Origin of the sequence: Chlorogloeopsis sp. ULAP01, assembly GCF_030381805.1 — a bacterium.
In the GTDB taxonomy this organism is placed as follows: domain Bacteria; phylum Cyanobacteriota; class Cyanobacteriia; order Cyanobacteriales; family Nostocaceae; genus Chlorogloeopsis.
Window position 1 is genome coordinate 439,755 of the sequence record NZ_JAUDRH010000003.1, and the last position, 26,001, is coordinate 465,755.

The window sequence follows — 26,001 nt, forward strand, 5'->3', positions numbered from 1 at the left end:
AGCCATTACCAATTCCCTATTACCTCTAAATCAAAGAGGGTTATGAACTTAGTAATACCGCTTCTTTTTCTTCCACTTTTGTCTGTAAAAGCTCAGTATACAGATTACCAAGCTGACTTGCTACACCATCCCAACTAAACTTGCTTTCTACCCGTTGTCTACCACCTTTGCCTAATTTATCCCGCCACTCTGGATTGCCAAGAATTCTATCAATCGCAGTAGCAAAGGCATCTACATCTTGTGGTGGTGCAAGTAAACCAGTTGCTTCGGGAACAACAGTGAACTGAAGTCCACCGACATCACTTGCTACTACTGGTGTATAGCTTGCCATCGCTTCAATTGCCACTAGCCCGAAGGGTTCGTAGTGACTGGGGACAACACAAACATCAGCAGCAGCATAATAACTTGGCAAGATTTCCTGGCTGAGACGCCCAGGCAGGGTAGTAAAATCTTGGATGCCTAATTCGGCAATGATTTCCTCAATTCGTTCGCGTTCAATGCCATCGCTTTGACCTGGTACGCTACCACCACCGATAATGAGTTTCAGGTTTTTATGATTGCGAAACTGTGACTGTCCCACAGCACGCACCAAGGTTTCTATACCTTTGCGCGGATCAAACCGTCCCACGTACAATACAATTTTGTCTTCGCTGTCAAACCCTAGTTCTGCTCTTGCAGCTTGACGATCAATACAACCAAATCGACGAATGTCAGTACCGCAGGGAATTATATCAACATTGCCTTTTGCGGAGACAAGCGATCGCATATGTTCTTTTTCTTGTGGACTTGTAGCCACAATCCGTTCGGCTGTCTCCAAAACTTCTTTTTCTACTGCTAGCCGTGTACTGGCAATTAGAGGAATTGTCTTAATGGTATTGTACTTAACTGCCCCTAAAGAATGATACGTATGAACCTGTTTACTGCCTTGAATTTTCTTTAGCTGCATTCCTACCCAGCTAGAAAGCCAGTAGTTTGTGTGAATTAATGGATATGTAAAACCATTTTCCTTTTGGAGTGCCAAAAAATTTTTCACAAATTCTGGCAAATATCCAAATAGATTGTCTCTGGGAACAAATTCCACAGAACCGGCTTGCAAACGTATAGTCCGACAATTGGCACTATGTTGAACAATTGTTTGTTGTTCTTCGCTGATTTTACGGGTAAACATATCGACTTGCCATCCCAATTGGGCTAGCGCTTCGCCTACGTGCCGAACATAAACGTTTTGACCTCCAGCTTCCTCTTTACCAATTTCAATCGCTGGATCGCCATGGACTGAAATCAAGGCGATACGTTGTTCAGTTCTAGAGTTCATAGTTTGTTGGTTTTTATATTGAACGAGGTTTAAAGTAAATTACGGTTTTGACTAGCCTTACCCAACCTCAATCATGTGGAAAGTTTAAGCAATATTTATTTTAATTTAATACGTCAAACATTTTTATACATCTACTAGTAGAAGTACTCTATTTCTCTAAGTATTTATATTTAATATTTTTATATACTATTGTAATCTTTATATCTAACCAGTAAAATTATTGATTTATCTTTTGTATTTTAATTTACTTGCTTTGAGATATTTAACACTATTTATTAATATAGCTTATAGCTTAAATAAAGTTTAAATATTTGGTCTAAAGTTATTTAATATACCAAGTGAATCTAGTTTACATTTGTCTTATAGGATGACTTCCTTGCATAAATCTAACCAAAAAAGCTACGTTGATTTTGAAATACTTACGTAGTCATGATAGTTGAAAACAATAGTATAAAAAATCACAAATTTATTTTCGATTTACACGTAAAATCTTATCTTGTTCGTGTTATCTTTAACGCAAACTTAGCCGTAGTAAAAATTTTATCATTCACCATAGTTTGATTAGAATGGCATATAGTTATGATAATTTCATAACCTTATTCCGATTTTGTATCTATAGACATAGAAAATGGGGAGAAAGTGTACTTGAAAGACGCAGTAATTCACAACAACGATATATTTTCAGTAATACGCAACTATTCATTCAACCCCCACTTAGCAATCCATGCAGCGAAAATAAATGGTTGGGTTTGCCGAAGCCGAATTGACAAGCTGGTATGCTGGAAAAGATACAAAATCACAAGCAATGCTTTGGAAGTAAAATTACTGCCTCATAGTCTTTAATTTTTATCTGGCAGTAACAGCTATACCTATGGAACTACAATTTATTCCTGTTGAAGAGTTTTACTTTGCCCTTACCTTAGCCGTTCGGACACTAGAAGAATTAGATCAACCTGGTTTGGTAGAACAGGTGCGATCGCGACTGTTGGCTGAATGCGGTAAACCCTCAACAGTCGCTCCTGGCAAACAGAATACCTTTAATTATGTATTCAAGGTACAAAACATAGACCACAGCCCAGCACCTGGGTTGATCGTTTCCATCTCAGACTGGCAAAATAAGCTGCGTCTAAGTAGCGACTATGGCTGGATGTTAGATGAACAACGTAAGCCTATTCATACAGAAAAATTTGACCAACGTGCGCACTTCACCCAACAGTTGCGATCGCACTTACAAAAATGGCTAGAGATATCCTTTAGCTAAGTAACTAGAGGATAAATGATGAAAATTTGATTGTAGATGCTGAAGGCACTTTTAAGTGCCTGAACCATGTTTCTTCCTTGCGGCTCAAGCCACAAGGTTTCCACATTTCCCACGAAGTTATCTAAATTAACTGGTAGTTTGAGCAGCGAGCATTTGCTTGAGCTTTTCCAACTCAGAAGCCCAACGGGGATCTGGACGAATAGCTTCTGTGTCAGTTGAGGTGCTTTCTTTGCTACCACCACCACGCCGAGACTTCTTAGATTTCTTATTTTCTTTCGTGGGGCTAGAACCAGCATTTCCACCAGTATTTACTACTGGTTTGGGAGTTGGATTTTCTTCATTCTCTTCTCCCTTTGTCCGAGGTAGTGCCTTTTCTATTTTGATGGCAGAGTCTTTGAACAAATGACCATTGTATTTTTCAATAATATGGTCTGCTTGTTCGTCATTATTTACAGTCAGAAAACCGAAGCCGCGACATTTGCCGGTTTTACGGTCTTTGATTAATTTCGTGGTGACATTATCACCTTCTTCTGCAAAAACTGCTTGTAATTCTTGACGTTCTATTTCTTCTTTAGGCAAATTGCCTATATACAGGCGAACAGACATGAACTAGACCTCCAGAGTGGATTTAATAAAGATTAGGCAAAAAACAGCAACCTGGCTTTAGCTTTTGATGGATGCTATTGCACGTCACTATCGCAAGCTAGTTTTTTTACTCAAAACTTTTAACCTATACAATACAGTTTTTTACCAAAATCAAGCTTGTTTAATACAAAAGCGTACACTGCGCTAATAACACCTTTATTCTAAGAAATTATGAATCTTACAGCTTATTGCCGACCACAGGAAATGCCTTTAATTCTTTTAAAATAATTAAACACCATTTCTTACATTATCACGGTATTTTCTACGTAGCTAGTTCAGGACACACATTTCCGACTTTTATATGAATGCATCGTAACATAAAATACTTTTTTTCTAAAATTTGATATCTTTGGAAACAAAAACCAGCCGATGGCTGGTTAACTTGCTGCTGTGTTGGGAGGAAAAAGGGGGTCGATAAGCGCAAGCAGCCAAGACAAACAACTAAGCTGGGTAGCTGAGTTATATTGGTTGCTAGATTTTATGTAAATAAATGTAACAGTTATTTTCACTAACTGCAACTTTTGTTTACAAACTGCTATTACCCAGGTTCAAAAGTCCAATGCATAGGAAACAGGGCTGGGGAAAATAATGTGTGTAATTAATTCTGTCTAAGTATTTCACTAACCAGTCAGAAGAATGTATGCTCCCCAAACCTCTAAGGCGACTGCTAAGGCAATAGACCAAATAGGATGATAGCTAGGAGCAGTTTTTCTACTTTGAGTTTCCAAGGTTTGGATATCAATCCAGGGTGTTGCTCCTCGCCGCAACCAGCCTATAACTATTATTTGCCGACCAATTAAATCTTGAGCTTGAACAGATTTTGTTAGCCATGAAGCTTGGTGTAATTTGATTAATCCTGTAGAAGATTGCAAGATTAAATCTTGCCCAAGATAGTTGCTAATACCTTGACGACCTAACAACTTACCAACCAAACGTACGCTTACACTATCAATAGGGAGGGCTGTTGGGTTAGTTAATAGTTCAGACAAATGTTCATCAGTTTGTACGCTGGTAAGTTTAATGTCTGGGAACAAAGAATTAATTCTTAGTAAGATACCAATGCTAAACCCAATCACCATGCAACCTATCACATAGTGCCAATCATCGTAGATCCACTTTAGGTTTAGCAGTTTGAGTGCAAAGGCGGTTTGCCAAACTACCCAAATCAGAACTGCACACACAACACCCAGGGCAGTTCCTAGAAAGGGAGCGATTTGTAATAAAAAAGATTGACGCTTGATACTCAAGGGCTGTTGACTTTCTAGATACAGTTCAGGGGCTATGTGCCAATGACGAGCAATTCTACATAAGCGTCGGAGGCGATCGCCTATTAAAGGATGAGTATTATTAATTACAAACCACCAACGGTAAGGATTAAGGCAATCCCACATCAAGAAAGATTCAAAGGTGGTGTAGGGGGCAACACTACCCAAACAAAGACTCTGCTTGTAGCCTACTGGTATAACTATATTTAAACTTTCTAACTGCCAACTGGTGTGTTCCTGTTGTTGCACATCATCAGCAATGCCAATAGCAATCTTAAGTAGAGCGCGAACAAGTCCATTCGGATTACCCGTGACTTCTGCACCAATGCGATCGCTGTAGTAAAGCCGCACTTGAGATAACCACAAACCAGTTCCTACGAACAAACACCAAAAACCATAGACAATACTTGCCAGTACCCCAAAAACTGTACGCCATACTTGTGAAGCTCCATTACCCCACTTAGCAATCTGTTGATAGAGTAGGTAAATTGGAATTGTCACCAGCAACACCAGCGACATAATCGTACAATCTCTATGAGCAATATGTCCCAATTGACTTGCATAGATTGTGGCGATTTCATCTTCAGCTAGTCGCTCCAACAATCCTTGACTAACTACAATCCGGGCTTTGCGGGACAAATGACCATATGTAAAGGCAATTGGTGCTGCTATTGGCAAAACACGTAGTTTTGGTGTCTGCCATCCTCGTTGTTGGCAGTAACGTTGTAATACCCGCACTGCCTCTTTACTATAACGATTTAAAGTGTCTTTCTCTAGTGGTTTTTGACCGTAAAATTCAATCAGCAACCAATCCAATAACCACGGAGATACGCAGATTAAAAGTAAAAGTAAAATCAGCAGTAAAGAAGTCGGATTGCGATATAAAAACTGTATTGGCTCAACGAAAGGCAGCCTAATTAAAACATCATTGATAAATTTCATTGCCCACATTAGCAGCGTCCGGATCACCCAAAATAAGGCAATAAATGTTCCTAACTCCAGTAGACGTAATAGCTTTAAACCTCGTTTGGGCAGGGGTTGCCAGACTTTGGCACGTCCTGCATATCGCCAATAAAGGATGGGTGGCTTGGGTTTTTCCAGCTTAACAATTGCAGAAGAACTACTAGAGGCAGCAGGGGTAGGAGGGGGGGATTGGGAGAGTGGGGGAGTGGGGGAGGGGGAGAGATTTTCATTTACATTCCCCACGTCTTTGTGTCTTTGTGTCTGCGCGTCCTTTTCATTCCCCTTGTCTGGTTGTCCCCTTGTCTGGTTGTCCTCTTTTATTAGCTCAGAATTGCTTGTGGTTAGAGTAGGTGGCGAATTCTCAAAAGGAACAAATCCAGTGACATCTTTTGTTGAAGCATTAGATTTCTGATAACGTTTTTTTAATTGCGCTAAAGTACTTTCTGCCCACTCTTTGACTTGGAGACGCTCATTTTTAGATAGAACCTTACATAAGGCGATCGCTTTTGGTTCCTCACTAGTACGGGAATAAAGTACGACTAAGCCGATTTGCGCTTGTACAACCTCAGTGCGGTCACTCGCTGTTGCAGCAACTTCTTCTAGTATTGCTTTTGCTTTTTGGTAGTCTTCTTGCTTGAGGGCGGTTAAACCAGCCTTCAAAGATGGTTTAGGATGTGAAGGCATAGTCTTATTTGTTCTATTACATTTAAATAACTTTTATATTTAAGTGTTTGGTAAGTAGGTGGACATTATTAAACGTAAAATGCTTCCCTTCTGCCTACCTACGTAAGCCGCTTGCGCCTCTACTGCCTCTGGGCAGTCGCACTCGACGCGCTTAACTCGCAAGGGCGCGCTGCTCTCTGCCTCCTGCCTTCTTATAAGGCTTTAAAAATGTAAAGGAGAGTGAAGGAATGGAAAGTAGAAGAGTAATAAGCTAATATCTATCAACTACTAACCACTTTACGGGCGGGTTTTAAGAATAATCTTCAGGATGACGAATATATCTAAACAAACCCGCTCCTACCATCTACTAACCATTCACTTTAGCCTTCAACTGGCTGTTGCGCAGAAATTACTGGGGCGATCGCGCTTAATTTTAAATCTGGATGATCTTCCTGCAATTGATGGCAGTTCCATTCGTTGCGGAACAGTAGAACTGGACGTCCCATACTGTCTTTCACTATGGTTGTATTAAATAAGCGCTCTACTTTTGTGAGAGCTTCCCAGCCGCCCTCAACCCAACGAGCAACACTGTAGGGCAATGATTCTAGTAGAGTTTCCACTCCATATTCATTTTGTAAGCGGAATTGCACCACTTCAAATTGCAACTGTCCTACTGCTGCCAAAATGGGATCGCGCTTGGATTCATCCACCGAGTACATAATTTGTACTGCTCCCTCTTCGCGCAATTCAGAAACACCTTTTTGGAATTGCTTAAACTTGGAAGGGTTAGGGTTGCGAAGAATCGCAAATAACTCTGGAGAAAAATAAGGAATACCCTCATACTCTATTTTTTGCCCTGTATAAATTGTATCACCAATCGCAAAAACTCCAGGGTTATTTAAACCGATCACATCGCCTGCATAAGCCACATCTATTGATTCTCGTTCTTGGGCAAAGAGTTTTTGTGGGCGAGACAGGCGGACAGTTTTGCCTGTGCGGGCGTGATTTACCGTCATATCTTTTTCAAATCTACCCGTACAGACACGGATAAATGCCACGCGATCGCGGTGCTTAGGATCCATGTTGGCTTGAAGTTTGAAAACAAACCCAGAAAACTCCGGGTAAGTGGGGGCTACCTCACCAACACTACTGTTATGAAGACCAGGTTTAAGGGCATATTCGAGGAAGTAGTTAAGGAATAACTCTACCCCAAAGTTAGTCATGGCACTACCAAAGAAGACTGGTGTCATTTTGCCTTGATGTACCAACTCTAAATCAAGCTCTGGCCCCACTCCTTCTAACAGTTCCAAATCATTTTTTAACTGGTAGTATAAATCTTGCTCTAAGAGTTGCTCAATTCTAGAATCGCCCAAATCAACTACTGTATTTCGTGCCTCCTTACTGCCGTGAGCGCTTCTTTCAAACAAATGAATTTGCCGTTGCGTGCGATCAAAGATGCCCTTAAAGCGATCGCCCATGCCAATCGGCCAATTGACAGCATAGGTTTGCAGCCCTAATTCTTGCTCAATTTCATCCAAAAGTTCTAAAGGCTCTCTTCCCGGACGATCAAGCTTATTAACAAACGTAAAAATTGGGATACCCCGCATCTTACACACCTCAAACAACTTCCGTGTTTGGGGTTCCAAACCTTTGGCAGCGTCAATTAGCATGACTGCATTATCTGCCGCCGCTAAAGTCCGATAAGTATCTTCACTGAAATCTTGGTGTCCGGGAGTATCTAATAAATTAATCTGGCAGCCTTGATATTCAAACTGTAACACCGTGGAGGTAATTGAAATACCCCGTTGTTGTTCCATTGCCATCCAGTCAGAGGTAGCCTTACGCTGTGCTCGTCTTGCTTTCACTGCTCCAGCTTCGTGAATAGCACCTCCGTATAACAGTAACTTTTCTGTCAGCGTTGTTTTACCAGCATCTGGGTGAGAGATAATTGCAAAATTGCGCCGACGTTCAACTGCTTTTTGCAGTTCCGATTGAAGCTCAGTTGTCATAACTATGTCGAATTGTAACTTAACTTAACTTAACTTTTTTCAAATTTAGCGAGTGTTTTGATCTTAAGACAATGATGCTCATGATAGGGTCTTAATATAACTACAACCCGAATGCGCGAGGTAAAAACAATGTACGACGCAGAAAAGCGAAAGCTGTTATCGGCATTGTCTCACGGAGCAATTTTTTTGAGTACAACCTTCATATCTATTGGTTTACCCATTTTTGTACTATTTGTATCAAATGATCCTGTTGTTAAAGAGAATGCCAAAGAAGCAATTAATTTTCACTTTAATGTCTGGTTTTATGGAGCAATTATTGGCGTACTAGTTTGGTTATCATTTGGTTTACTTGTTCCTTTGGCATTTCTTGGGTTTTTACTCCATTGGGGACTAACAATTTGGGCGCTTTTCCACGTTCTCACCGATGCCGAAAAGCCTTTTCGCTATCCATTTATTTTCCGTCTGATTTAGCACAAATTTGATTTGAAACTAAGTAAAAAGTTTCAACTACGAACAGACAATTAAAAAGGCGATTGCTAGATCGCTGGTACTTACAAATGTGTAATGGGTAATAGATGATTCTTTGATTACCAATTACTATTTGACCTCACACTAACTTCATAGCTTAATACTGATTTTTTGATGAAATCCATCTGTTATGTGATGGAATTTCTAATATTGTTTTTTTATGCCCTTCACAAGAGAGATGGCAAGCAAGCTGTAAAATACAAAATTGCCCCACAGCGTGATCAGCAGTAGGGCAGAGGACAGTTAAGCGCTGTTTGCAGTTTGTTCTACTTGAGGAAAGTTTAGTCCTAAATTTGTGACGCTTTGTCATTTGTCCATTTGAGTTTTTGTTTATAAAAATTTATGTTTCCCCAACATCGACCTCGCCGCCTAAGAACCCATCCTCAATTGCGCCGGATGGTACGTGAAACTGTACTAACAACCAGCGATCTAATTTACCCTCTGTTTGCCGTGCCTGGCGATGGAATTGCCAATGAAGTTAAATCCATGCCTGGCGTCTTTCAACTGTCGGTAGACAAGATTGTTGAAGAAGCCAAGGAAGTTTACGACTTGGGAATTCCTGCAATTATTCTTTTTGGTATTCCCACAGACAAAGATGTTGATGCTACTGGCGCTTGGCATGATTGCGGTATTGTCCAAAAAGCCGCTACCGCCGTTAAGCAAGCAGTTCCCGATCTCATCGTCATTGCTGACACCTGCCTTTGTGAGTACACCAGTCACGGTCACTGTGGTTACCTGCAAGTTGGCGATTTGACAGGACGAGTTTTGAACGATCCTACTTTAGATTTACTTAAAAAAACCGCCGTCTCTCAAGCTCAAGCTGGAGCAGATATCATCGCACCATCCGGAATGATGGATGGATTTGTCCAGGCAATTCGCAGTGGTTTGGATGAAGCGGGATTCCAAGATACGCCAATTTTATCCTATGCTGCTAAATATGCTTCGGCTTACTACGGCCCGTTTAGGGATGCTGCCGAATCAGCACCGCAATTTGGCGATCGCCGCACCTATCAAATGGATCCAGGCAATGCTCGCGAAGCTATCAAAGAAATTGAACTAGATATTGCCGAAGGCGCTGATATGCTCATGGTTAAGCCTGCTTTGGCTTATATGGATATCATCTGGCGCGTCAAAGAAGCTTGCAATTTACCCGTTGCTGCTTACAATGTTTCCGGCGAATATTCTATGGTGAAAGCTGCTGCCCTTAATGGCTGGGTTGATGAAGAGCGCGTAGTTATGGAAACTTTAACCAGCTTTAAACGCGCTGGTGCTGATTTGATTTTAACATATCACGCCAAAGATGCAGCGCGGTGGTTGGGGTAATCAGTGGCTTTGTTTTTAAGGCAATAAACTCTGTCTGGGTAAGTTGTTTCTAGATCTCACGCAGAGGCGCAGAGACGCAGAGTTTTTATGTGTCTGGTGTCTGGGCGTGAGATTATTGTTTGCTGGGGAAGTAATGGCTAAATCTAACTGTAAATTTAGTGGCTGTTCGACGATCGCTATAAAAAAGGTAATTTCAACTTAATTTTTTGGGCAATTTAAATATGGATCGAGATTTTAAGACAACGACAGAGATATGTATTCTAAGGATGTTGTATGGTTCAAATAGAGTTTTTTACACCAGAGCAACAAGCCTCCATCCCCTTATACAAAGAAAAGTGGCTAGAAATTGCACTTTCTACTGAACTTATTAATCAACACAGAGCAGCGACAGCAATCAAAACTGCTTATGCTGCGATCGGTAAACGCCAGCCAAAGCTTGAGTTTTGTAGTAGCCCTCAAAATGCGCTCTCTAAAATATCCTCCTCCGTAGAAGTAACAGAACAACAGTCTCAAAAATTCCATTGCGTGAAATGTCATGGCAAAAATGGCTCCTGTTGGCTGCAAAGTGGACATTTACGTCAGGAAGAATACTTTCACGCCAAAGAAACCAACTGCTTAACCAGCTAAGTAAACAGTTGCTTCAACCTGTTGACAAGTTCCTCAAGCAAAAGATTGCTAGCTCAATTCCCGAAGGATCTCAACCAGAGGAAATTGTTGAAGCCATATATGAAATAGCTCGTGTTGAAAGGGGAGTAGCTGCGGAAGGCAATTTACTGGGTTTTCCAGATCGATCGCGTTGGAAGACAGAAAAAGTTCTAGATTGGTTACTAAATAATTACTTGCCAAATAAAACTAGCTCGCAATTGTATGAGCAATATTGGATGCAGAGCGATCGACAAATTGAATTTGTATTATCAAAACAGGGTATGGACTGGTTACTTATGTCTATTCCATCTTTTAAATCGCAGTCTTGCGCCTGTAGTGCAAGTTGGCTCGACTTTTGCTTTTCTACTTTGAATCTGTCACACAATCAGAAAAAATGGGAAGCTTTTCAAGCTGTGATTCGAGAATGTGGATGGATTTTTACGCATGAAAAGACTTGTTTTATTTGCGATCGCCCGATCAAGCTGTCTTTTGATGAAGAAAATCAGCTTCATAGTGAAGAAGAAGCTGCTATTCAATTTGCTGATGGATTTAGTGTACACGTCCATCATGGCGTTGCATCGATTGAAACGTAAATTTAAAAAATATGCGAGATGAATCAACTCTCGAAAACCTTATAGGCTTTCATCCTTGAGAGCGGAGATAAGGGGTGCGATCGCACTTGTCTAACACACCATAGAATGGACAGACGAGTGCTCAGTTAAAATGAAACAGGGTGCAACCTCAGTAAGCCTAGCAGTCAGGTACTTTTATAAGGAAAAATTTATGCTAGATGAAGTAACTCTCGAACGCCGTTTAGCAATCCTTGAGCAGGAGGTAGCCGATCTTAAACGCAAATCTGATCGCAACTCTACCTCCAGCAACTGGCTCGACAAAATCATTGGCTCTATCTCTGATCAAGCAGCTTTTCTAGAAGCGTTAGAATATGGGCGTTCCTTCCGCCAAGCTGACAAACCGATTGATGAGAGTGACGAACAAGCGTGAGATACTTGCTCGACACTGACCATATTAGTTTCCTACAAAGACGCTCAGGTTCAGAGTTCGCAAACTTAATTTCTCGAATTACTCAATATCCACCCACAGATTTTGCTTTCTCTGTTATCAGTTTCCACGAACAGATTCTTGGTGCTCATAACTTTATCAATCATGCCCGCACAACTGCTAATATCATTCGTGGATATACCTTATTGCTAGAAATCTTTCAGGGTTTTTCAATTGCTCCAGTTTTACCCTTCGACGCTGGAGCGAGCGCAGTTTTCGATAGGCTACGCATACAAAAAGTTCGCGTATCAACAATGGATTTACGAATTGCAGCGATCGCCCTCTCGCGAAACTTGGTGTTGTTGACTAGGAACATTAACGACTTCAACAAAGTACCCGGACTAGTGATAGAGGATTGGACTGTGTAATTGCAAGTAGGTTATTCGCGATCGCCCTACTCGGCATCAAAATTACCAGAGATTTTCTTCGGCAATCACAGGGATATTTTGCGAAACACCCAAAACACAATAAATTTACTAGTGTGGCGAATCAAACAGATTGTGGCTTGGGGTTATTTGCGATCGCTCTTTAACTACATTAGGTGCGCGTTCAAACTAGGTTTATTCTCTCACTGGCACTCACTATCGAAAGTCTTTACTTTGCCGATATTAGTTCAGAGCCGCCTTTTTAGATAAAAATCTCCGAGATTGTGCCTATTATCATTCGTTTATCTGTTTGTCAGAAAGTACGGCGATCGCTTATAGAATAATATAGTTAATAATATATTTTCAGTTGTCATTTTTACGTCAATTGATTTAATAAATGTATTCAAATAAATGTGAAAGGAGCATTGAGATATGGATATGCAAGTCCTGAGAGAACGTGCGGGACTTAGTCGTGCAGAAGTTGCCTTCAGGCTTGCAATCAGTGAAACAAGTGTTCGCAACTGGGAAGCGGGACGTACCGAACCCACAATGACACCAAAAAAGTATTTAGAAGCGTTGCGACTGTTTAAATGCACGCCTGAAGAACTGGCAGCAGCTAGTGAAAAATCAATTAATCAGCGGCACAAACGCAAACCAGGAAGGCCAAGGAGATTTCCTGCAAATCAGGTAAATCAAGTTTCTAGTTTGCCTGATACTCCTGCGGCTGAGTTAAGACTGTAGCTTTTTAGAAGAATAGCTTAATAACAAAAGTTATAATCTCCTGTGTGCAGAGAGACAGTTAAATTTTTGAATAGTAAAGCTACAATTAACATAATCTTGTAATATCGCATAGTACCACTGATGGAGAACTTTGGTTAAAGTAACTCATCAGAATATTTATCATGCATATCCAGCTATCAAAAGAAGGACAAGCTTCTTTTGATAGCTGGCTGGAATAAAAAAGTGAATGAGATTGGCTTAAGAAACAGTCTGGGAAAAGGATAGAAGAGTGCTTTGCAGATGTTTGTTGTTCTTAATTGACAAGAAGTTAGATGACGGAGTTTTTCATCGGGCAAAGTTGTCATGCAACAATCCGTTTCTTAGTGTCAATTTATAGGCAAACTTAGGATAGTGCAGTATTTAAGTACAGATGTTCGTTATTTGACGAGCAACTCGTGCGATCGCTCACCGTAATTCATAGCACAAGCGCGATAAGATTCTAAAACAATCATCGCATTAGAGGTCTAATGGCAGAAACATTATTATTCAACGCCCTACAGCAAGCCATTGATGAAGAAATGGCGCATGATTCAACAGTATTCGTACTTGGTGAAGATGTAGGACACTACGGTGGTTCCTACAAAGTTACCAAAGACTTATATCAAAAATATGGCGAACTGCGAGTTTTAGACACTCCTATTGCCGAAAATAGCTTTACTGGTTTAGCTGTAGGAGCAGCAATGACAGGGTTGCGGCCGATCATCGAAGGCATGAACATGGGCTTTTTGCTTCTTGCCTTTAACCAAATAGCTAACAATGCCGGGATGTTACGCTATACTTCCGGTGGTAACTATAAGATACCGATGGTAATTCGTGGGCCTGGTGGCGTGGGACGACAACTAGGAGCAGAACACTCCCAACGCCTAGAAGCTTACTTCCAAGCTGTGCCTGGCTTGAAGATTGTTGCTTGCTCTACACCTTATAACGCCAAAGGACTACTCAAAGCCGCTATTCGCGATGATAACCCAGTGTTGTTCTTTGAACACGTCCTGCTTTATAACTTAAAAGAAAATCTACCAGAAGAAGAATATTTACTACCCCTAGATAAAGCAGAAATCGTGCGTCGCGGTCAAGATGTGACAATCCTTACCTACTCTAGGATGCGTCATCATGTCATGCAAGCCGTAAAAACTTTGGAAAAAGAAGGCTACGATCCAGAAGTAATTGATTTAATATCTCTTAAACCCCTTGACATGGAAACCATTGGGGCATCTGTGAGAAAAACCCATCGGGTGATAATTGTTGAAGAGTGCATGAGAACAGGGGGCGTTGCAGCAGAAATCATTGCCTCAATCAACGATCGCTTCTTTGATGAATTGGATGCGCCAGTACTACGGCTTTCTTCTCAAGATATTCCCACTCCTTACAACGGGACTTTGGAAAGATTGACAATTGTCCAACCAGAGCAAATTGTCGAAGCTGTGGAAAAAATGGTTGCTTTACGAGTTTAGTATTAGGGATTGGTGAGTCCAGCGCGTTGCGGAGGTTCCCTCCGTTGTAGCGACTGGCGAACCCGAAGGGGGATTGGTGATTGGGTACTGGGAAGAAGAGGACAAGGTGACACGGGGACAAGGAGAGATAGGGAAGGTGGGAAAGCTGGGGGAGTAAACGTGAATAACGATTCTCCACTTTTTCCCCCTGCTGCACCTGTTTCCTGTTCCTGAAACTCCTCTGTTCCTGGTGCTTCTTTCCTAATCCCTAGTCCCTAAAATAACTTAACTCTTCACTCATAACTCATCAAAGAGCGTTATTATAGCGTTTGTCGCAGTGAGTGATGGTATGCAAAGACAGCGATCGCTATTAGCTTTAATTTTAGTTTTGGTAATTGCCGCTATTGGGGTAATTGCCACTATCCCCGTGCCACTAGGATTAGACTTACGGGGAGGCTCACAGCTGACAATTGAGGTGAAGACGACACCAGAAATTCCCAGCATTGGGGAACGAGAATTGGAAGCTGTTAAAACAGTAGTTGAAGGCCGCATTAACAGTCTAGGTGTATCCGAACCAGTAATTCAAACAGTTGGAGAAGACAAAATTCTAGTGCAGCTACCGGGAGTTAACGATCCACAGCAAGCAGAAAGAATTTTGGGGGGTACGGCGCAGTTGGAGTTTCGCCAACAAAAGCCAAATACAGAAGCCCAATTATTTGCTTTAAATGCATCGCGAGCAGAACTGAGATTAAAGCAAAAAGAGTTAATCAGTTCCAATGACACCGCCGCAATTCAAAAAAATCAAGAAGCACTAAAAAATAATAGCGAAGCGATCGCCGAGTTATTTGAAAGTACCAACCCTCCACTCACTGGTAAATTTCTTCAAGATGCCTACGGCGAACCTACCCAAGGTAACAACTGGAATGTTGCAATTCGCTTCAATCAACAAGGCGGTGAACTATTTGCCCAATTAACTAAAAATTTGGCAGGTACTGGTCGCACTATCGGCATTTTTCTTGATAATGAACTGATTAGTTATCCTTCTGTTGGCCCGGAATTTGCCAATACAGGCATTACTGGTGGTGCTGCTGTGATTACTGGCAACTTTACACCACAAGATGCAAACGAATTAGGAATCAAGCTCAAAGGAGGCTCTTTACCTGTACCAGTTGAGATTGGCGAAATTCGTACAGTTGGTGCAACCTTGGGTCAAGATAGCATTTTCAGCAGTATTTGGGCAGGCGTTGGAGGGCTGGTTTTAGTATTAATATTCATGGTCTTATATTACAGACTGCCGGGACTAATTGCGGATGTGTCCCTTGTCATCTATGCTCTACTTTGTTGGGCTTGTTTTATTTTATTGGGCGTCACTCTCACACTACCAGGAATTGCAGGTTTTATTCTCAGTATTGGTATGGCAGTCGATGCTAACGTACTCATTTTTGAGCGCACAAGGGAAGAATTACGAGCCGGTAAAAGCCTTTATCGTTCTGTAGAGTCAGGCTTTTACCGTGCTTTTTCCAGTATTTTAGATAGTAATGTCACGACTTGGATTGCTTGTGCAGCTTTGTTCTGGTTGGGATCCGGTTTGGTAAAAGGCTTTGCTGTAACCTTAGCTTTAGGTGTGGCAGTAAGTATGTTTACAGCAATTACCTGTAGTCGAACATTAATGTTTTTAGCAATATCATTACCATCCTTACGCAAGCCTGAGTTATATTGTCCTAATCTGCCAGCCTCCAATAAGGCAGAGGTGGCTCGATGAAACTAAGTATTAATAAATCGCGATCGCTATGGTGGGCTGTTTCCGCCGCCATTATTCTCGCAGGCATCATCTCAATGGTGATTTCTTGGCAAAATCCCGATATTCGCGCTCCCCTACGTCCTAGTCTGGATTTTGTGGGTGGTACGCGCTTGCAATTTGAACGAGATTGCAACAAACCAGGTAACTGCGATCAGCCTATTGACATCAACGTTGTTCGAGAAGTAGCAAAAGAACAAGGTTTGGGTGACAGCAGTATCCAAATTGTTGCAGACAAAGAAACTGGCAAAGACAACGGTGTATTAATTCGTACCAAGACATTGGATGTTGAGCAGCGTACTAGGCTGCAAAACGCAATTGGTGAAAAAATAGGCACCTTTGACCCACAAAAAAGCCAAATTGACACAGTTGGCCCTACAATTGGACGGGAACTTTTTAGAAGTGGTGTCATTGCCCTGATTGTTTCGTTTATTGGCATCATTATCTATTTGACTTTCCGCTTCCAGCTTGACTATGCCGTCTTCGCCATTATTGCCCTGTTTCATGATGTATTGGTTACGGCAGGAGTTTTCTCAATTTTGGGCTTAGTGCTAGGCATAGAAGTAGACAGCCTATTTGTCGTTGCCTTACTTACAATTACAGGTTTCTCAGTGAATGATACTGTGGTGATTTATGATCGCATTCGGGAAACGCTGAAATTAACTCCCAATCGCCCGATCGCTGATATCGTAGATGATGCCGTCAATCAAACATTGACAAGGTCAATCAATACGACATTAACTACTTTACTAACCTTATTTGCCATCTTTCTATTTGGTGGAGAAACCCTCAAAAACTTCGCTTTAGCCTTGATTATTGGTTTTGTAGCAGGCGCATATTCTAGTATTTTTGTCGCTAGTACTCTTTTGGCTTGGTGGCGAGAACGCAAAGGTGAATCAGTTGGAATGATAACAGCCGAGTCTATGGATGCCTCTGCCGATCAATAGCTAATAGTTTAGTTATTAGTTGTTGGTTTTTAGTTGTTTAAAAGTACAACTAACTACCGCTCGCTACTTAAGTGCATATGGAGCAACCGGAAAATTTTTTAGACACAGAAAACTGTAATTTATCTTTTACCAAACAAGTCGAAAGGCTACACAGACTAACCGTCTACGGCAGATGGTTGTTTGTCGGCATTCTTTGGCTTACTATTGCCCCTGTGTCATTATGGCATCTACGTGAAGAAATAGCGTTGTGGCGGCAATACTTTACCTGGGTAGCAGTCAGATACGGGCTTGCCTACCATCCCATTGCTACCATTGGTCTAGCTTTTTGTATTGGTATGACAGTTGCTATTTTAATTTGGCAAAGCCGGAATATCTTACTGGGTTTACCACAGCAAGAAAAGCAACGTCTTGAACAACAAGTATATCGAATACGGCAGCAAGGGCCGAGTCATCCTCTCTGGAAGTGGATTTGTCATTAAATCTTGAATTATTCTCTCGCAAACTAGTTGCTATCCAAGCATAAAGGCTGTATCTTGCAAAGCGGAAGTCATCTTAGATACTGCATAAATGTGGTGCGATTTATGAATTCTGCTCAGATTCAGTTTAGCGATCGCAAATCAAAAATAGATCTATGCCAGCTCCAACAGTTATTGAACTTAGCAGCTTTTTGGGCAAAAGGGCGCAGTATCGAAGACTTGCGCACAGCCATTGCCAATAGTGATCCCGTCATTACTCTTTGGCATGGACAAAAACTAATTGGCTTTGCTAGAGCAACTTCTGATGGTATTTATCGTGCCACTATTTGGGATGTTGTCATTCATCCTGACTACCGTGGTAATAAGCTTGGAAGTAAGCTTGTAGAAACAATATTAAGCCATCCTCGCATCAACCGGGTAGAACGTGTTTACCTAATGACCACTCACCAACAGCAGTTTTATGAAAAAATAGGCTTTCAACACAATACTACAACTACGATGGTGTTGCAAAATCAATCTCACCTTGGTTGCCTTACACCTGGAGAAATACAGCTTCAAGAAACATCAAATCATTAAATTAGAAGGCAGAGGGCAGAGAGCAGCGCGCCCTTGCGGGTTAAGCGCGTCGAGTGCGACTGCCCAGAGGCAGTAGGCAGTAGGAAAAAGCTTATTCTGCTTAGTTTCTAACCATCTGCATTTTACTTTTAATTATGTCTAGCTAATGAAGCAAGGGGATAAGAGTGGAAGGGGAGAAAGTATTTTTTGGAGAGTTAATCAGGAAAATAAAATTAGTAATTCTGCGCCTCTACACCTTTAGTAACGAGGGGAATAGAAAGTTGCAACCTAATCATATCTTCAGTTGTTGCTTGAGCATCAGGAAAAGGAATAATTTCCAACTTGCTCCCCATTACTTCCAATAAGACTTGAGCAAGCAATAAGTTCATACCTGCTAAAAATTTTGGGTTTTCTTCGTTACTTTCAGATGGTAGGTGTTCTGATTTAATTAAATCTATTGACTCACTTTGAGAAACAGCATAGAAAGGTACATCCAACCAGATGTGAACCAAATTATTTGCACTTGCAACTTGAGAAGAAATATAAATGCTGCCTTCCTCCGTTTGAGCAATGACAGCTTCGATTAAATATAGTAGTGCTTGTCTGCACCAGCGAAAATCTATAAAAATTTGAATTTCTGGATCAGGTAATAATACCTTAAAGGGAAAATTGCGATTTTCCGCTAGCATATAAGTTAAATCGTAAACTTCCTGTAAGAGTTCAGCTAGCGACTGCGATTGCAAATCTAATTTACTTGTACCGTGTTCTAACCTAGCAATATTTAAAATTTCATCGATTAATTTTAAGAGCTTTAATGCCCTTTCCTGAGCTTGGTGGATAAATTCTCGCTCTTCTTCTGGGTTTTCACACAAATTGGATAAAATTAACTGATGTAACCCAATTAAACCATTAATGGGCGATCGCAATACATGGGTAGTCCGTGCTAAAAATCCCGCTTTAAACTGGCTCATTTCTTGTGCCATATGATAAGCCAGTTGAGTTTGCTTGAGTTGTTCTTGGAGTTTTGCTATATTTTGCTGTTCTACTGGCAATACTAGAGAACTAGATGACTTTTTTGTCCGCAGCAGTAACCCATTCACACCCATTCCTAATAATAATCCTGCTCCCAAATAGATCCAATTACTCCAGTCCATAATTTATTTAGCAAAAATATTAACTTTTTAATTGACCACCAAGGCGTAGAGTAAAGTTCCGGAGTAGTTTTAATAGAACAGGTATTTTGTTGATTTTACAAACCAGCTAAAGCATCAGTAAGCTAGAGGATCATATGAAAAATCACACAACTAGGAAATGAAAACTGTCTTTCCTACCAACGGATACGGCGCTTTGCGTCTACTGCCCTTTGCCTTATTTTCAAGCCAGATCTCAAACTAACTTAATTCCACCTTGCCGTAAAATTTGCCAATCTTTCCCAGTCCATTTAGCAACAGTAGAAGGTACTCCATTTCTCGGTATTTCATTTTCGCACTCATTTGCAGATAATGTCAGGACTTCGGGAAATTGAGCTTCGATTTCTGCCATTGTTCTTAAAGCTGGCTGACCTGATAGATTAGCACTAGTAGTGGCAAGTGGCCCTGTTTGTGCCAAAATTTTTTGAGCGATCGCACAATTAGGTACACGAATGCCAATTGTAGTTGGATCGATAGGATTCATCGCTTTTGGTACTAAAGCGGAGGCAGGTAAAACTAGAGTTAGCGCTCCTGGCCAGTATTTATTTGCTGTTTGCTGCCAAATTTGATACTCATCAGCATTACCGTTGACAAAAGCCCAAAGCTCTTCTGCTCTAGCCGCCATCAATATTAAAGGTTTATCCGGACTACGTCGCTTGGCGGTAAAAATTAATTCCCCCTGCTCTGGTATGGCTGCCAGCGCAGGAACGGTATCTGTGGGAAAGCTCACTAATTTACCTGCTCGTGCCGCAGCTACGAGTGCATCTAGAGAAACTTGCGTCATCTGACAAATTATGAATAATAAAATCTAAAATATAAAACTTATTTATACTTCATCAATACCTTTACCAAAATCCAACACCCTAAAAGGGTGTCGCTATACTAACAAAGGCTGCGGAGGCAGCCTGTAAGGATTTCAGCCTACGAAGGTGGGCTTTGTTTGTGTAGCCCCAGGCTGCCAACCTGTGGGCGCTTCTTGATAATTCATCATTCATAATTTCTTGGCAACAGCGAAGCGTTCGATCCCTGCTAAATCGGTGTGAATCTCAATATCGCCATAGCTACCTTGGTTTTGCACCATTTCTCGTACTACATCCGCTTGCCCTGCCATCATCTCTACCAGCCACACCCCACCCGGATGTAAGTAAGTATAAGAAGTTTCGATTAAATGACGTATACAAGCCAAACCATCAATGCCTCCATCTAATGCCAGTTTTGGCTCATGATTCATCACTTCTGGTTGTAACTCAGATACGAGTGTGGTGGGAATATAAGGAGGGTTTGACACCATACCACTGAATTGTCCTTTTAAAGATTCCAGTGGTTCCCACCAATAACCATGATAAAAGTGTATGCGATCGCCAAAACCATAATTTTGAGCATTTTGTTGAGCAAGCAAAAGAGCTTCTCCAGAGCAGTCAACAGCGTGGATTGTCGCTTTCCTAAAGACATCTGCAAGCCCAAGAGCGATCGCTCCACTGCCCGTTCCTAAGTCTGCCCAATGTCCTTGTTCTAGACACAAATTTTCCTGGCTCTTACAAACAGTAGCAACTGCTAAATCAATTAAACACTCTGTTTCTGGTCTAGGAATTAAAACCGCAGGAGACACTACAACTTTAAACTGTCGCCAAGGTGTCACTCCTGTAATGTATTGTACTGGTAGACGCTCATGCAGGCGTTTTTGCCACAGCACCTCTAATTCTTCTAAAGGCAGCCGCAGCTTAATTTGCGGCCAGTCTTTAAACAACTCTAAACGTAGTGCCAAACTATCTAAACCAGCAACCTCTTGCAACAGCCAATCTACTTCAGCAGGTGGCACATCAGCAGCGATCGCCGATTGAATCGCTTTTGTGCGCCACTGCCAAACTTGCAAACCAGAAGTATCTTTTGGCTGTTTTTCTGCCATACATTAACAGTTATCAGTGATCAGTTATCAGTTAATCAACCCTAGCTAAAGTGTAGGGAATTTGAACCAGGAAAATAAATTTGCTTTTTTCTATTCATTACTCTGATTTTTAAAACTGTTCACTGTTTACTGATAACTGAGTGTAGTTATTTTTTCGGTTGAGCAGGTGGTGCTTGGTTAGAAGCACTATTTTTAGGAAGTGACTGGATATACTGTCTAGCCTCTGGAGACGGGAAAAATACTACTTGCTCCAGCCACTTGTCGTTTTTCTCCTGTAAGGTTTTTATAATTCCATCAACATCCACTACTTGGATATCGGCTTTAGGAAACTTTTGCTTCACCTGCTTCAACAAGTTGTCGGCGTCTTGCTTGCTTGTAAACAGAGGAATATATTCCTTTTTATCAGAACCCAATTCAATTGGGACATACCCTTTATCTGGTGCGAATCTCACAAGAAAAATAGGTACGCTCCTAAACTGTTTTATATCTTGACCGCTTTGCCGCAATAATTCCATTGCTCCTTGAATTTCCCGATCTACGGGTTTGAAAGCAAAGAATAGGCGATTTGGCTGATTTTTAGTTTTTTGTAATTGCTGATAAATTACTCCTAACGGCACTGCTGTTACCTGTAAACTTTTTAGCATTTCTGCTTGTTTTGGGTCTTTTTCTGGAGCATTCCGTAGCTGGTTGACAAAAGTTTGAGCTTCTTGCTGGCTCATATAAACACCTGTCACCGAACTGCCTTTTTGGGCATTTTGTCCTTCTAAGGGGCGGCTGAGTGGCAACCCTTGAGGATTTGTGATTAAAAATACTGGTACTTGATCCAGTATTTGTTTTATTTTTTGCTCTGATAATGCTAGTACTGGGGCATTTCCGCTTAAAAAAGTTGACAGCAGAGTACTCCCCACCAAACCTAATGTTGTACCCCAGCGAACCAATGAATTCATGACTTCTCCTAGCATCAATACTTCAATCAAGTCACATGAACAATAAAATTGGCACAGCACCAACTAGTTTCAGTTATGATATCCCGATCGCTAGTTGATTGTGCTTGGATTTGTCAATTCACCTTGAGATTGACTTCAAAATCCTGTAGATAGATGCTTGTTGTATTTTGCTTCCAGGCGAAGAGAAATTTTCCGCTACTGGAGATGACAAATGCCATTTTATTGCTTTTACTTGGCATCGTTGACTCTACAGGATAGTAAATAGTTCCATCCATCATAATCAACTCATGTGTTAAATCTGACGTAAGATTATCAAAGCTATAAAAATTTAGTTTTTATTTTTGTTAATTTAATAGACTTTTTTAAAATTAGCCAAAAATACGTGAAGTAAAAATACGCATCTTCTAGGAATTATAAATTACTTATATTTTTTTCAGCCATCCAAAATTAAAATATAGTCAAGTTTTGTTTTTTCCTTAGAGAATATAAAAAACTCCAGAACTGATAACCAGTTCTAGAGTTGTAAAAAATTATTTTATTTAAGTCGGGATGACAGGATTTGAACCTGCGGCATCCTGCTCCCAAAGCAGGCGCGCTACCAAGCTGCGCTACATCCCGGTTTCACTATTCTACAACAGATTTGGCATTAGCAGCCAGTTATCAGAGAAACTGCACAGCAGAAGATATGCACTCTTTTAAAGAGTATAAGCAAGTTGATTGTCTGTCAACCACTATCACTATGTAAAGCCTGTGCTAAAAATTTCGTACTTCAAAATCTCTGCAAGCGTGATTGAAACTGATGACACCAATAGCTGCTGTTATGTAGAAGTTATTGGGGATACCAGAACATTCCTTTAATGCCTTCTGGATCAGACATGAAACCCAAACTTCGATAAAAGTCTACAACATGGGGATCGGCAAACAGAGTAACATTACTAATTTCTTCACCCCTAAGTTTCTTAAGCACATATTTCATCAACGCTTTACCCAGCCCTTGGCCTTGGAAGTCTGGATGAACTACCACATCCCAGATAGTAGCGTTAAACGCATGATCTGAGGTAGCACGGGCAAAACCAATGAGCCGCCTTTGATTTCCTCGCACTTGCCACATTGAGGCAACGAGAAAACTATGCTCAATAGCTTTTTTTACTTTTCTTAAAGGACGACGCGACCAACCAACGGCATCACAGAGTTCTTCAAGTTCGTATAAATCAATATCTCGTTCTGTGCTAAAAACAATGCGAGCCTCCTGCGAAGGAGCTCCACTAACGCTAGTGGCACCAGAGTTGCTCGCAGCTTCTACTGTATGCTCTTCAAAAGGAGTTGTTTTTGTTGTCGTGAACGGTTCAGAAGTACTAAACCAAGTTTTCCAAAAACCCATGCCAGCGTGGTTCGGGTAGTATAACTGAATTGGTTTCTAATGAAAGAGTGTTGATTAACGTTTTACTGAACTACCCATTTTTGCTCCCTAACACTTCTATCTTTAAATTAAGTGTTGTTGGAATTTGCAATGGTCTGTATTTCAGAAAGCGCTGATTTCACACCAATCATTTTCAACTTTAGCATTTTGTAGTAAATGCTAGGAGAAATTAACCAAAGGGATCACAATCCAAGACAAAATTGTACATTACACAATTGTATATAACAGCTATGAACGCTTTCGGTTTGATGACAGCAAGTAAGGCTTACACCCAAAGATGGCTTCTGGTTTAAAATCTTCTACATTAGAACTCCTAAAGCGCTTTAACCGCGCTTTCCCTCAGTTTTATGAACAATTTGTCAGCAGTGAGATTCAACTGCAAAATTTGCGGTTAGCCTATCGCCTATATAAATCTAGACGTGCCGTGATCGAGCTCAAACAAGAAGGTAGTAAAAGTGCTTTACATTTTGCTTACCGCAATCAGTCGTTTCTCCTCAGCGATATTTTTGGTGTGCTGGCAGCTTACGGACTAACGATTCACGGTTTGAGTTTATATGGTCAGATTAAACCGCCGATGTTGGTATTTATCAAGCTCCTCGTTTCTCGTGGCAGCAAAGTTCTGAGCGAGAAAACTTCAGAAAATGTCTGTCGGGCGATTCGAGAAGCTTTAGCAGGACGATTTGAAGTAGAAGAGATGCTAGCGGTAGAATTCAATCTTGATACAGGTCTAGAGCAAGTACAAACAGAATTTTACGTCGATCCGGTCTTTCATCTTCCTGCTTTAGTAATTGAAGCTGATAACCAACCGGGACTCTTTTACAAGGTGATGTATGCTATCTGGCAAGAAGACCTTTTGGTCGTGAATGCCAATTTGCTAGTTTGGCGTGGACGCACACGCCTAATACTTTATTTGTTAGGGCCAAATGAAAGTCTGATTCCAGAATATCTAGGTCACAAAATTGCTGAAGGGGTAAAGCAAAGATTGTTAGGCAAGTGAGTCAATAGTTATTAGTAATTAGTCATTAGTTAGTGGGGGTGGGTTTTGCTGATTATCTTGGCGTTCAAACTGATAAATTATCTTTTAAACCCGCACGGCAGTCGCACTCGACGCGCTTAACCCGACGCCAGGTGACGCCAGGTGCTACCCTGCGGGAAGCCGCCCTCTGGGCGTCTACAACGCGCTTAACCCGCAAGGGCGCACTGGCTCCTTTATGCCGGGGAACCCTTACTTTCGCTTATCCACTTCGTGTCTACGCCAGTCGCTACAAGTCGGCAAAGCCGCAAGGGCGCGCTGGCTCACCACCGCACTGGCTCCGCAAGGGCGCGCTGCCTCCCGTACAGTAATTAGTAGTTCTGTTCCCATCTCCCCGTGTCTTGTGTTCTGTGGTGCGTCTACCTCAACTCGCCAATTCTTGGTTGACAGAGTACTACCACTTACTTTCTTCAATCGCACTCGCTCTTAAGGGTACGATAGAAGTATGGCTACCATCGAAATCTTGGGCGTTCCACACGCATACGAACTTACAGCTCCTACGTCCTGCCCTCATACTCTAGTGTTTATTCATGGTTGGCTCAACAGCCGTGGATACTGGCAACCCTTAATTTCCCGTCTGTCTGCTACTTTTCAATGTTTATCTTATGATTTAAGAGGTTTTGGTGAGTCTCAGCCCAACGGGAAAACAGATATTACTCGTGAAGGAACTTCTTTCTACCTGAGTTCCAATGATGGCAGTGATTTTGTTGATCCCTTTGATTCTCTTTATACGCCAGCTGCTTATGCACGGGATTTAGCAATTTTGTTAGAACAGCTTCATATTACCAGTGCTTGGCTCGTTGGTCACTCCTTGGGAGGGACGATCGCTCTTTGGGAAGCTGCTCAAAACCCTGATCGCGTCCAGGGAGTAATCTGTGTCAACGCAGGTGGTGGTATTTATCTTAAAGAAGCTTTTGAGCAATTTCGCTCGGCTGGACAACGATTTTTGCAGATTCGTCCTCGCTGGCTCTGGCAACTACCTTTGATTGATTTGCTCTTTAGCAGGGTAAGTGTGGCGCGTCCTTTGGAACGTCATTGGGCGCGTCAACGGGTAATCGATTTTGTTGTAGCCAACCCAGAAGCAGCCCTGGGAACACTGCTAGACTCCACAACCGAAGAAGAAATTAACCGCTTACCTCAACTTGTATCCCAACTGAAGCAGCCAGTTTACTTCTTAGCCGGTACTGAAGATAAGGTGATGGAACCAAAGTATGTCCGTCACTTAGCTAGTTTTCATCAGTTATTTCAATACTGTGGTGACAATGTTATTGAAATTCCTAATTGTGGACATTTAGCAATGTTAGAGCAACCGGATGTGGTTGCAGCTCATATTGTTTCTATTGTTGCTGTGCAAACTCAAGTAGAAGGAGACAGTGAGAAAGTTGACGAGGAGACTGCGGTGGAGAGTGGGAGAGAAAAGGACAAGGAGAAAATATTTATACCTAATAAGAATGCAGAATGAATTGATATTCTAAACT

The 26,001-nt window shown here is 41.4% G+C and carries 29 protein-coding genes and 1 tRNA gene; 17 read left to right on the forward strand and 13 right to left on the reverse strand.

Going from position 1 to position 26,001, the window contains the following annotated elements; all coding sequences use genetic code 11:
• Window positions 1-40: 40 nt before the first annotated feature.
• Complete coding sequence (locus tag QUB80_RS08145) at window positions 41-1,315, reverse strand: glycosyltransferase family 4 protein (RefSeq protein WP_289788999.1); 1,275 nt, start codon at window positions 1,313-1,315, stop codon at window positions 41-43.
• Between the two features lie 871 nt (window positions 1,316-2,186).
• Between QUB80_RS08145 and QUB80_RS08150 the strand changes: the two genes are divergently transcribed.
• The gene (locus tag QUB80_RS08150) at window positions 2,187-2,576 is read left to right on the forward strand and encodes a hypothetical protein (RefSeq protein WP_289789000.1); all 390 of its coding nucleotides are present in this window, start codon (window positions 2,187-2,189) and stop codon (window positions 2,574-2,576) included.
• 126 nt (window positions 2,577-2,702) lie between these two features.
• Here QUB80_RS08150 and QUB80_RS08155 read toward each other — a convergent pair whose 3' ends face one another.
• The 3 genes from QUB80_RS08155 to prfC all read right to left on the reverse strand — a co-directional run bounded on the left by QUB80_RS08155 (window position 2,703) and on the right by prfC (window position 8,121).
• Window positions 2,703-3,182: an RNA recognition motif domain-containing protein gene (locus tag QUB80_RS08155; RefSeq protein ID WP_289789001.1), complete on the reverse strand. Its 480-nt coding sequence runs from the start codon at window positions 3,180-3,182 to the stop codon at window positions 2,703-2,705.
• A gap of 659 nt (window positions 3,183-3,841) precedes the next feature.
• A complete protein-coding gene (locus QUB80_RS08160; protein WP_289789002.1) occupies window positions 3,842-6,133 on the reverse strand; it encodes a M48 family metallopeptidase in 2,292 nt (763 codons plus the stop codon).
• Between the two features lie 359 nt (window positions 6,134-6,492).
• Window positions 6,493-8,121, reverse strand: coding sequence for a peptide chain release factor 3 (gene prfC / locus QUB80_RS08165; RefSeq protein WP_289789003.1), 1,629 nt, complete (start codon window positions 8,119-8,121; stop codon window positions 6,493-6,495).
• 129 nt (window positions 8,122-8,250) lie between these two features.
• Here prfC and QUB80_RS08170 point away from each other — a divergent pair, with 129 nt between their 5' ends.
• From QUB80_RS08170 to QUB80_RS08235, 14 genes are all read left to right on the forward strand, one after another.
• A complete protein-coding gene (locus tag QUB80_RS08170) occupies window positions 8,251-8,592 on the forward strand; it encodes a DUF4870 domain-containing protein (RefSeq protein ID WP_016879117.1) in 342 nt (113 codons plus the stop codon).
• A gap of 399 nt (window positions 8,593-8,991) precedes the next feature.
• Window positions 8,992-9,972: a porphobilinogen synthase gene (gene hemB / locus QUB80_RS08175; RefSeq protein WP_289789004.1), complete on the forward strand. Its 981-nt coding sequence runs from the start codon at window positions 8,992-8,994 to the stop codon at window positions 9,970-9,972.
• 273 nt (window positions 9,973-10,245) lie between these two features.
• Window positions 10,246-10,599: a hypothetical protein gene (locus QUB80_RS08180; protein WP_289789005.1), complete on the forward strand. Its 354-nt coding sequence runs from the start codon at window positions 10,246-10,248 to the stop codon at window positions 10,597-10,599.
• An 8-nt stretch (window positions 10,600-10,607) separates the two neighbouring features.
• Window positions 10,608-11,210, forward strand: coding sequence for a DUF6745 domain-containing protein (locus QUB80_RS08185; RefSeq protein ID WP_289789006.1), 603 nt, complete (start codon window positions 10,608-10,610; stop codon window positions 11,208-11,210).
• A gap of 190 nt (window positions 11,211-11,400) precedes the next feature.
• A complete protein-coding gene (locus tag QUB80_RS08190) occupies window positions 11,401-11,619 on the forward strand; it encodes a transferase hexapeptide repeat containing protein (RefSeq protein WP_289789007.1) in 219 nt (72 codons plus the stop codon).
• Window positions 11,616-12,044 carry a type II toxin-antitoxin system VapC family toxin gene (locus tag QUB80_RS08195; RefSeq protein ID WP_289789008.1) on the forward strand — a complete coding sequence of 143 codons (429 nt, stop codon included), beginning with the start codon at window positions 11,616-11,618 and terminating at the stop codon, window positions 12,042-12,044. Before QUB80_RS08190 ends, QUB80_RS08195 begins: the two co-directional genes overlap by 4 nt.
• Window positions 12,032-12,208, forward strand: coding sequence for a hypothetical protein (locus QUB80_RS08200; RefSeq protein ID WP_289789009.1), 177 nt, complete (start codon window positions 12,032-12,034; stop codon window positions 12,206-12,208). Before QUB80_RS08195 ends, QUB80_RS08200 begins: the two co-directional genes overlap by 13 nt.
• 265 nt (window positions 12,209-12,473) lie before the next feature.
• The gene (locus tag QUB80_RS08205) at window positions 12,474-12,782 is read left to right on the forward strand and encodes a helix-turn-helix domain-containing protein (protein ID WP_289789010.1); all 309 of its coding nucleotides are present in this window, start codon (window positions 12,474-12,476) and stop codon (window positions 12,780-12,782) included.
• Window positions 12,783-13,288: 506 nt separating this feature from the next.
• Window positions 13,289-14,272 carry an alpha-ketoacid dehydrogenase subunit beta gene (locus QUB80_RS08210; protein WP_289789011.1) on the forward strand — a complete coding sequence of 328 codons (984 nt, stop codon included), beginning with the start codon at window positions 13,289-13,291 and terminating at the stop codon, window positions 14,270-14,272.
• Between the two features lie 12 nt (window positions 14,273-14,284).
• Window positions 14,285-14,485 (forward strand): hypothetical protein, encoded by a 201-nt coding sequence (locus QUB80_RS08215; protein WP_289789012.1) that lies wholly within the window; start codon window positions 14,285-14,287, stop codon window positions 14,483-14,485.
• Window positions 14,486-14,600: 115 nt separating this feature from the next.
• Window positions 14,601-16,013: a protein translocase subunit SecD gene (secD, locus tag QUB80_RS08220; protein ID WP_289789101.1), complete on the forward strand. Its 1,413-nt coding sequence runs from the start codon at window positions 14,601-14,603 to the stop codon at window positions 16,011-16,013.
• The gene (gene secF, locus QUB80_RS08225; protein ID WP_289789013.1) at window positions 16,010-16,996 is read left to right on the forward strand and encodes a protein translocase subunit SecF; all 987 of its coding nucleotides are present in this window, start codon (window positions 16,010-16,012) and stop codon (window positions 16,994-16,996) included. Before secD ends, secF begins: the two co-directional genes overlap by 4 nt.
• A gap of 77 nt (window positions 16,997-17,073) precedes the next feature.
• A complete protein-coding gene (locus tag QUB80_RS08230) occupies window positions 17,074-17,475 on the forward strand; it encodes a hypothetical protein (RefSeq protein ID WP_289789014.1) in 402 nt (133 codons plus the stop codon).
• A gap of 102 nt (window positions 17,476-17,577) precedes the next feature.
• A complete protein-coding gene (locus QUB80_RS08235; RefSeq protein ID WP_289789015.1) occupies window positions 17,578-18,048 on the forward strand; it encodes a GNAT family N-acetyltransferase in 471 nt (156 codons plus the stop codon).
• 212 nt (window positions 18,049-18,260) lie between these two features.
• Here QUB80_RS08235 and QUB80_RS08240 read toward each other — a convergent pair whose 3' ends face one another.
• The 7 genes from QUB80_RS08240 to QUB80_RS08270 form a co-directional block, all read right to left on the reverse strand.
• Window positions 18,261-19,181 (reverse strand): sensor histidine kinase, encoded by a 921-nt coding sequence (locus tag QUB80_RS08240; protein WP_289789016.1) that lies wholly within the window; start codon window positions 19,179-19,181, stop codon window positions 18,261-18,263.
• A 232-nt stretch (window positions 19,182-19,413) separates the two neighbouring features.
• The gene (locus QUB80_RS08245; RefSeq protein ID WP_289789017.1) at window positions 19,414-20,001 is read right to left on the reverse strand and encodes an L-threonylcarbamoyladenylate synthase; all 588 of its coding nucleotides are present in this window, start codon (window positions 19,999-20,001) and stop codon (window positions 19,414-19,416) included.
• A gap of 207 nt (window positions 20,002-20,208) precedes the next feature.
• Window positions 20,209-21,123, reverse strand: a complete 915-nt coding sequence (gene prmC / locus QUB80_RS08250; protein WP_289789018.1) for a peptide chain release factor N(5)-glutamine methyltransferase — start codon at window positions 21,121-21,123, stop codon at window positions 20,209-20,211.
• Window positions 21,124-21,269: 146 nt separating this feature from the next.
• Window positions 21,270-22,070, reverse strand: coding sequence for a Tic22 family protein (locus tag QUB80_RS08255; RefSeq protein ID WP_289789019.1), 801 nt, complete (start codon window positions 22,068-22,070; stop codon window positions 21,270-21,272).
• Between the two features lie 113 nt (window positions 22,071-22,183).
• The gene (locus QUB80_RS08260; protein WP_289789020.1) at window positions 22,184-22,348 is read right to left on the reverse strand and encodes a hypothetical protein; all 165 of its coding nucleotides are present in this window, start codon (window positions 22,346-22,348) and stop codon (window positions 22,184-22,186) included.
• 266 nt (window positions 22,349-22,614) lie between these two features.
• Window positions 22,615-22,688: transfer RNA gene (locus QUB80_RS08265), tRNA-Pro, on the reverse strand.
• A gap of 211 nt (window positions 22,689-22,899) precedes the next feature.
• A complete protein-coding gene (locus QUB80_RS08270; protein ID WP_289789021.1) occupies window positions 22,900-23,451 on the reverse strand; it encodes a GNAT family N-acetyltransferase in 552 nt (183 codons plus the stop codon).
• 316 nt (window positions 23,452-23,767) lie between these two features.
• On the opposite strand from QUB80_RS08270, the gene QUB80_RS08275 reads away from it, so the two are divergent.
• Window positions 23,768-24,487 carry a hypothetical protein gene (locus tag QUB80_RS08275; RefSeq protein ID WP_289789022.1) on the forward strand — a complete coding sequence of 240 codons (720 nt, stop codon included), beginning with the start codon at window positions 23,768-23,770 and terminating at the stop codon, window positions 24,485-24,487.
• A gap of 64 nt (window positions 24,488-24,551) precedes the next feature.
• Here QUB80_RS08275 and QUB80_RS08280 read toward each other — a convergent pair whose 3' ends face one another.
• Entirely contained in the window at window positions 24,552-24,683 is a 132-nt protein-coding gene (locus QUB80_RS08280; RefSeq protein ID WP_289789023.1) for a hypothetical protein, read from the reverse strand.
• Window positions 24,684-24,715: 32 nt separating this feature from the next.
• The gene (locus QUB80_RS08285; protein ID WP_289789024.1) at window positions 24,716-24,937 is read right to left on the reverse strand and encodes a hypothetical protein; all 222 of its coding nucleotides are present in this window, start codon (window positions 24,935-24,937) and stop codon (window positions 24,716-24,718) included.
• A 31-nt stretch (window positions 24,938-24,968) separates the two neighbouring features.
• On the opposite strand from QUB80_RS08285, the gene QUB80_RS08290 reads away from it, so the two are divergent.
• The gene (locus QUB80_RS08290; RefSeq protein ID WP_289789025.1) at window positions 24,969-25,985 is read left to right on the forward strand and encodes an alpha/beta fold hydrolase; all 1,017 of its coding nucleotides are present in this window, start codon (window positions 24,969-24,971) and stop codon (window positions 25,983-25,985) included.
• Window positions 25,986-26,001 lie beyond the last annotated feature (16 nt).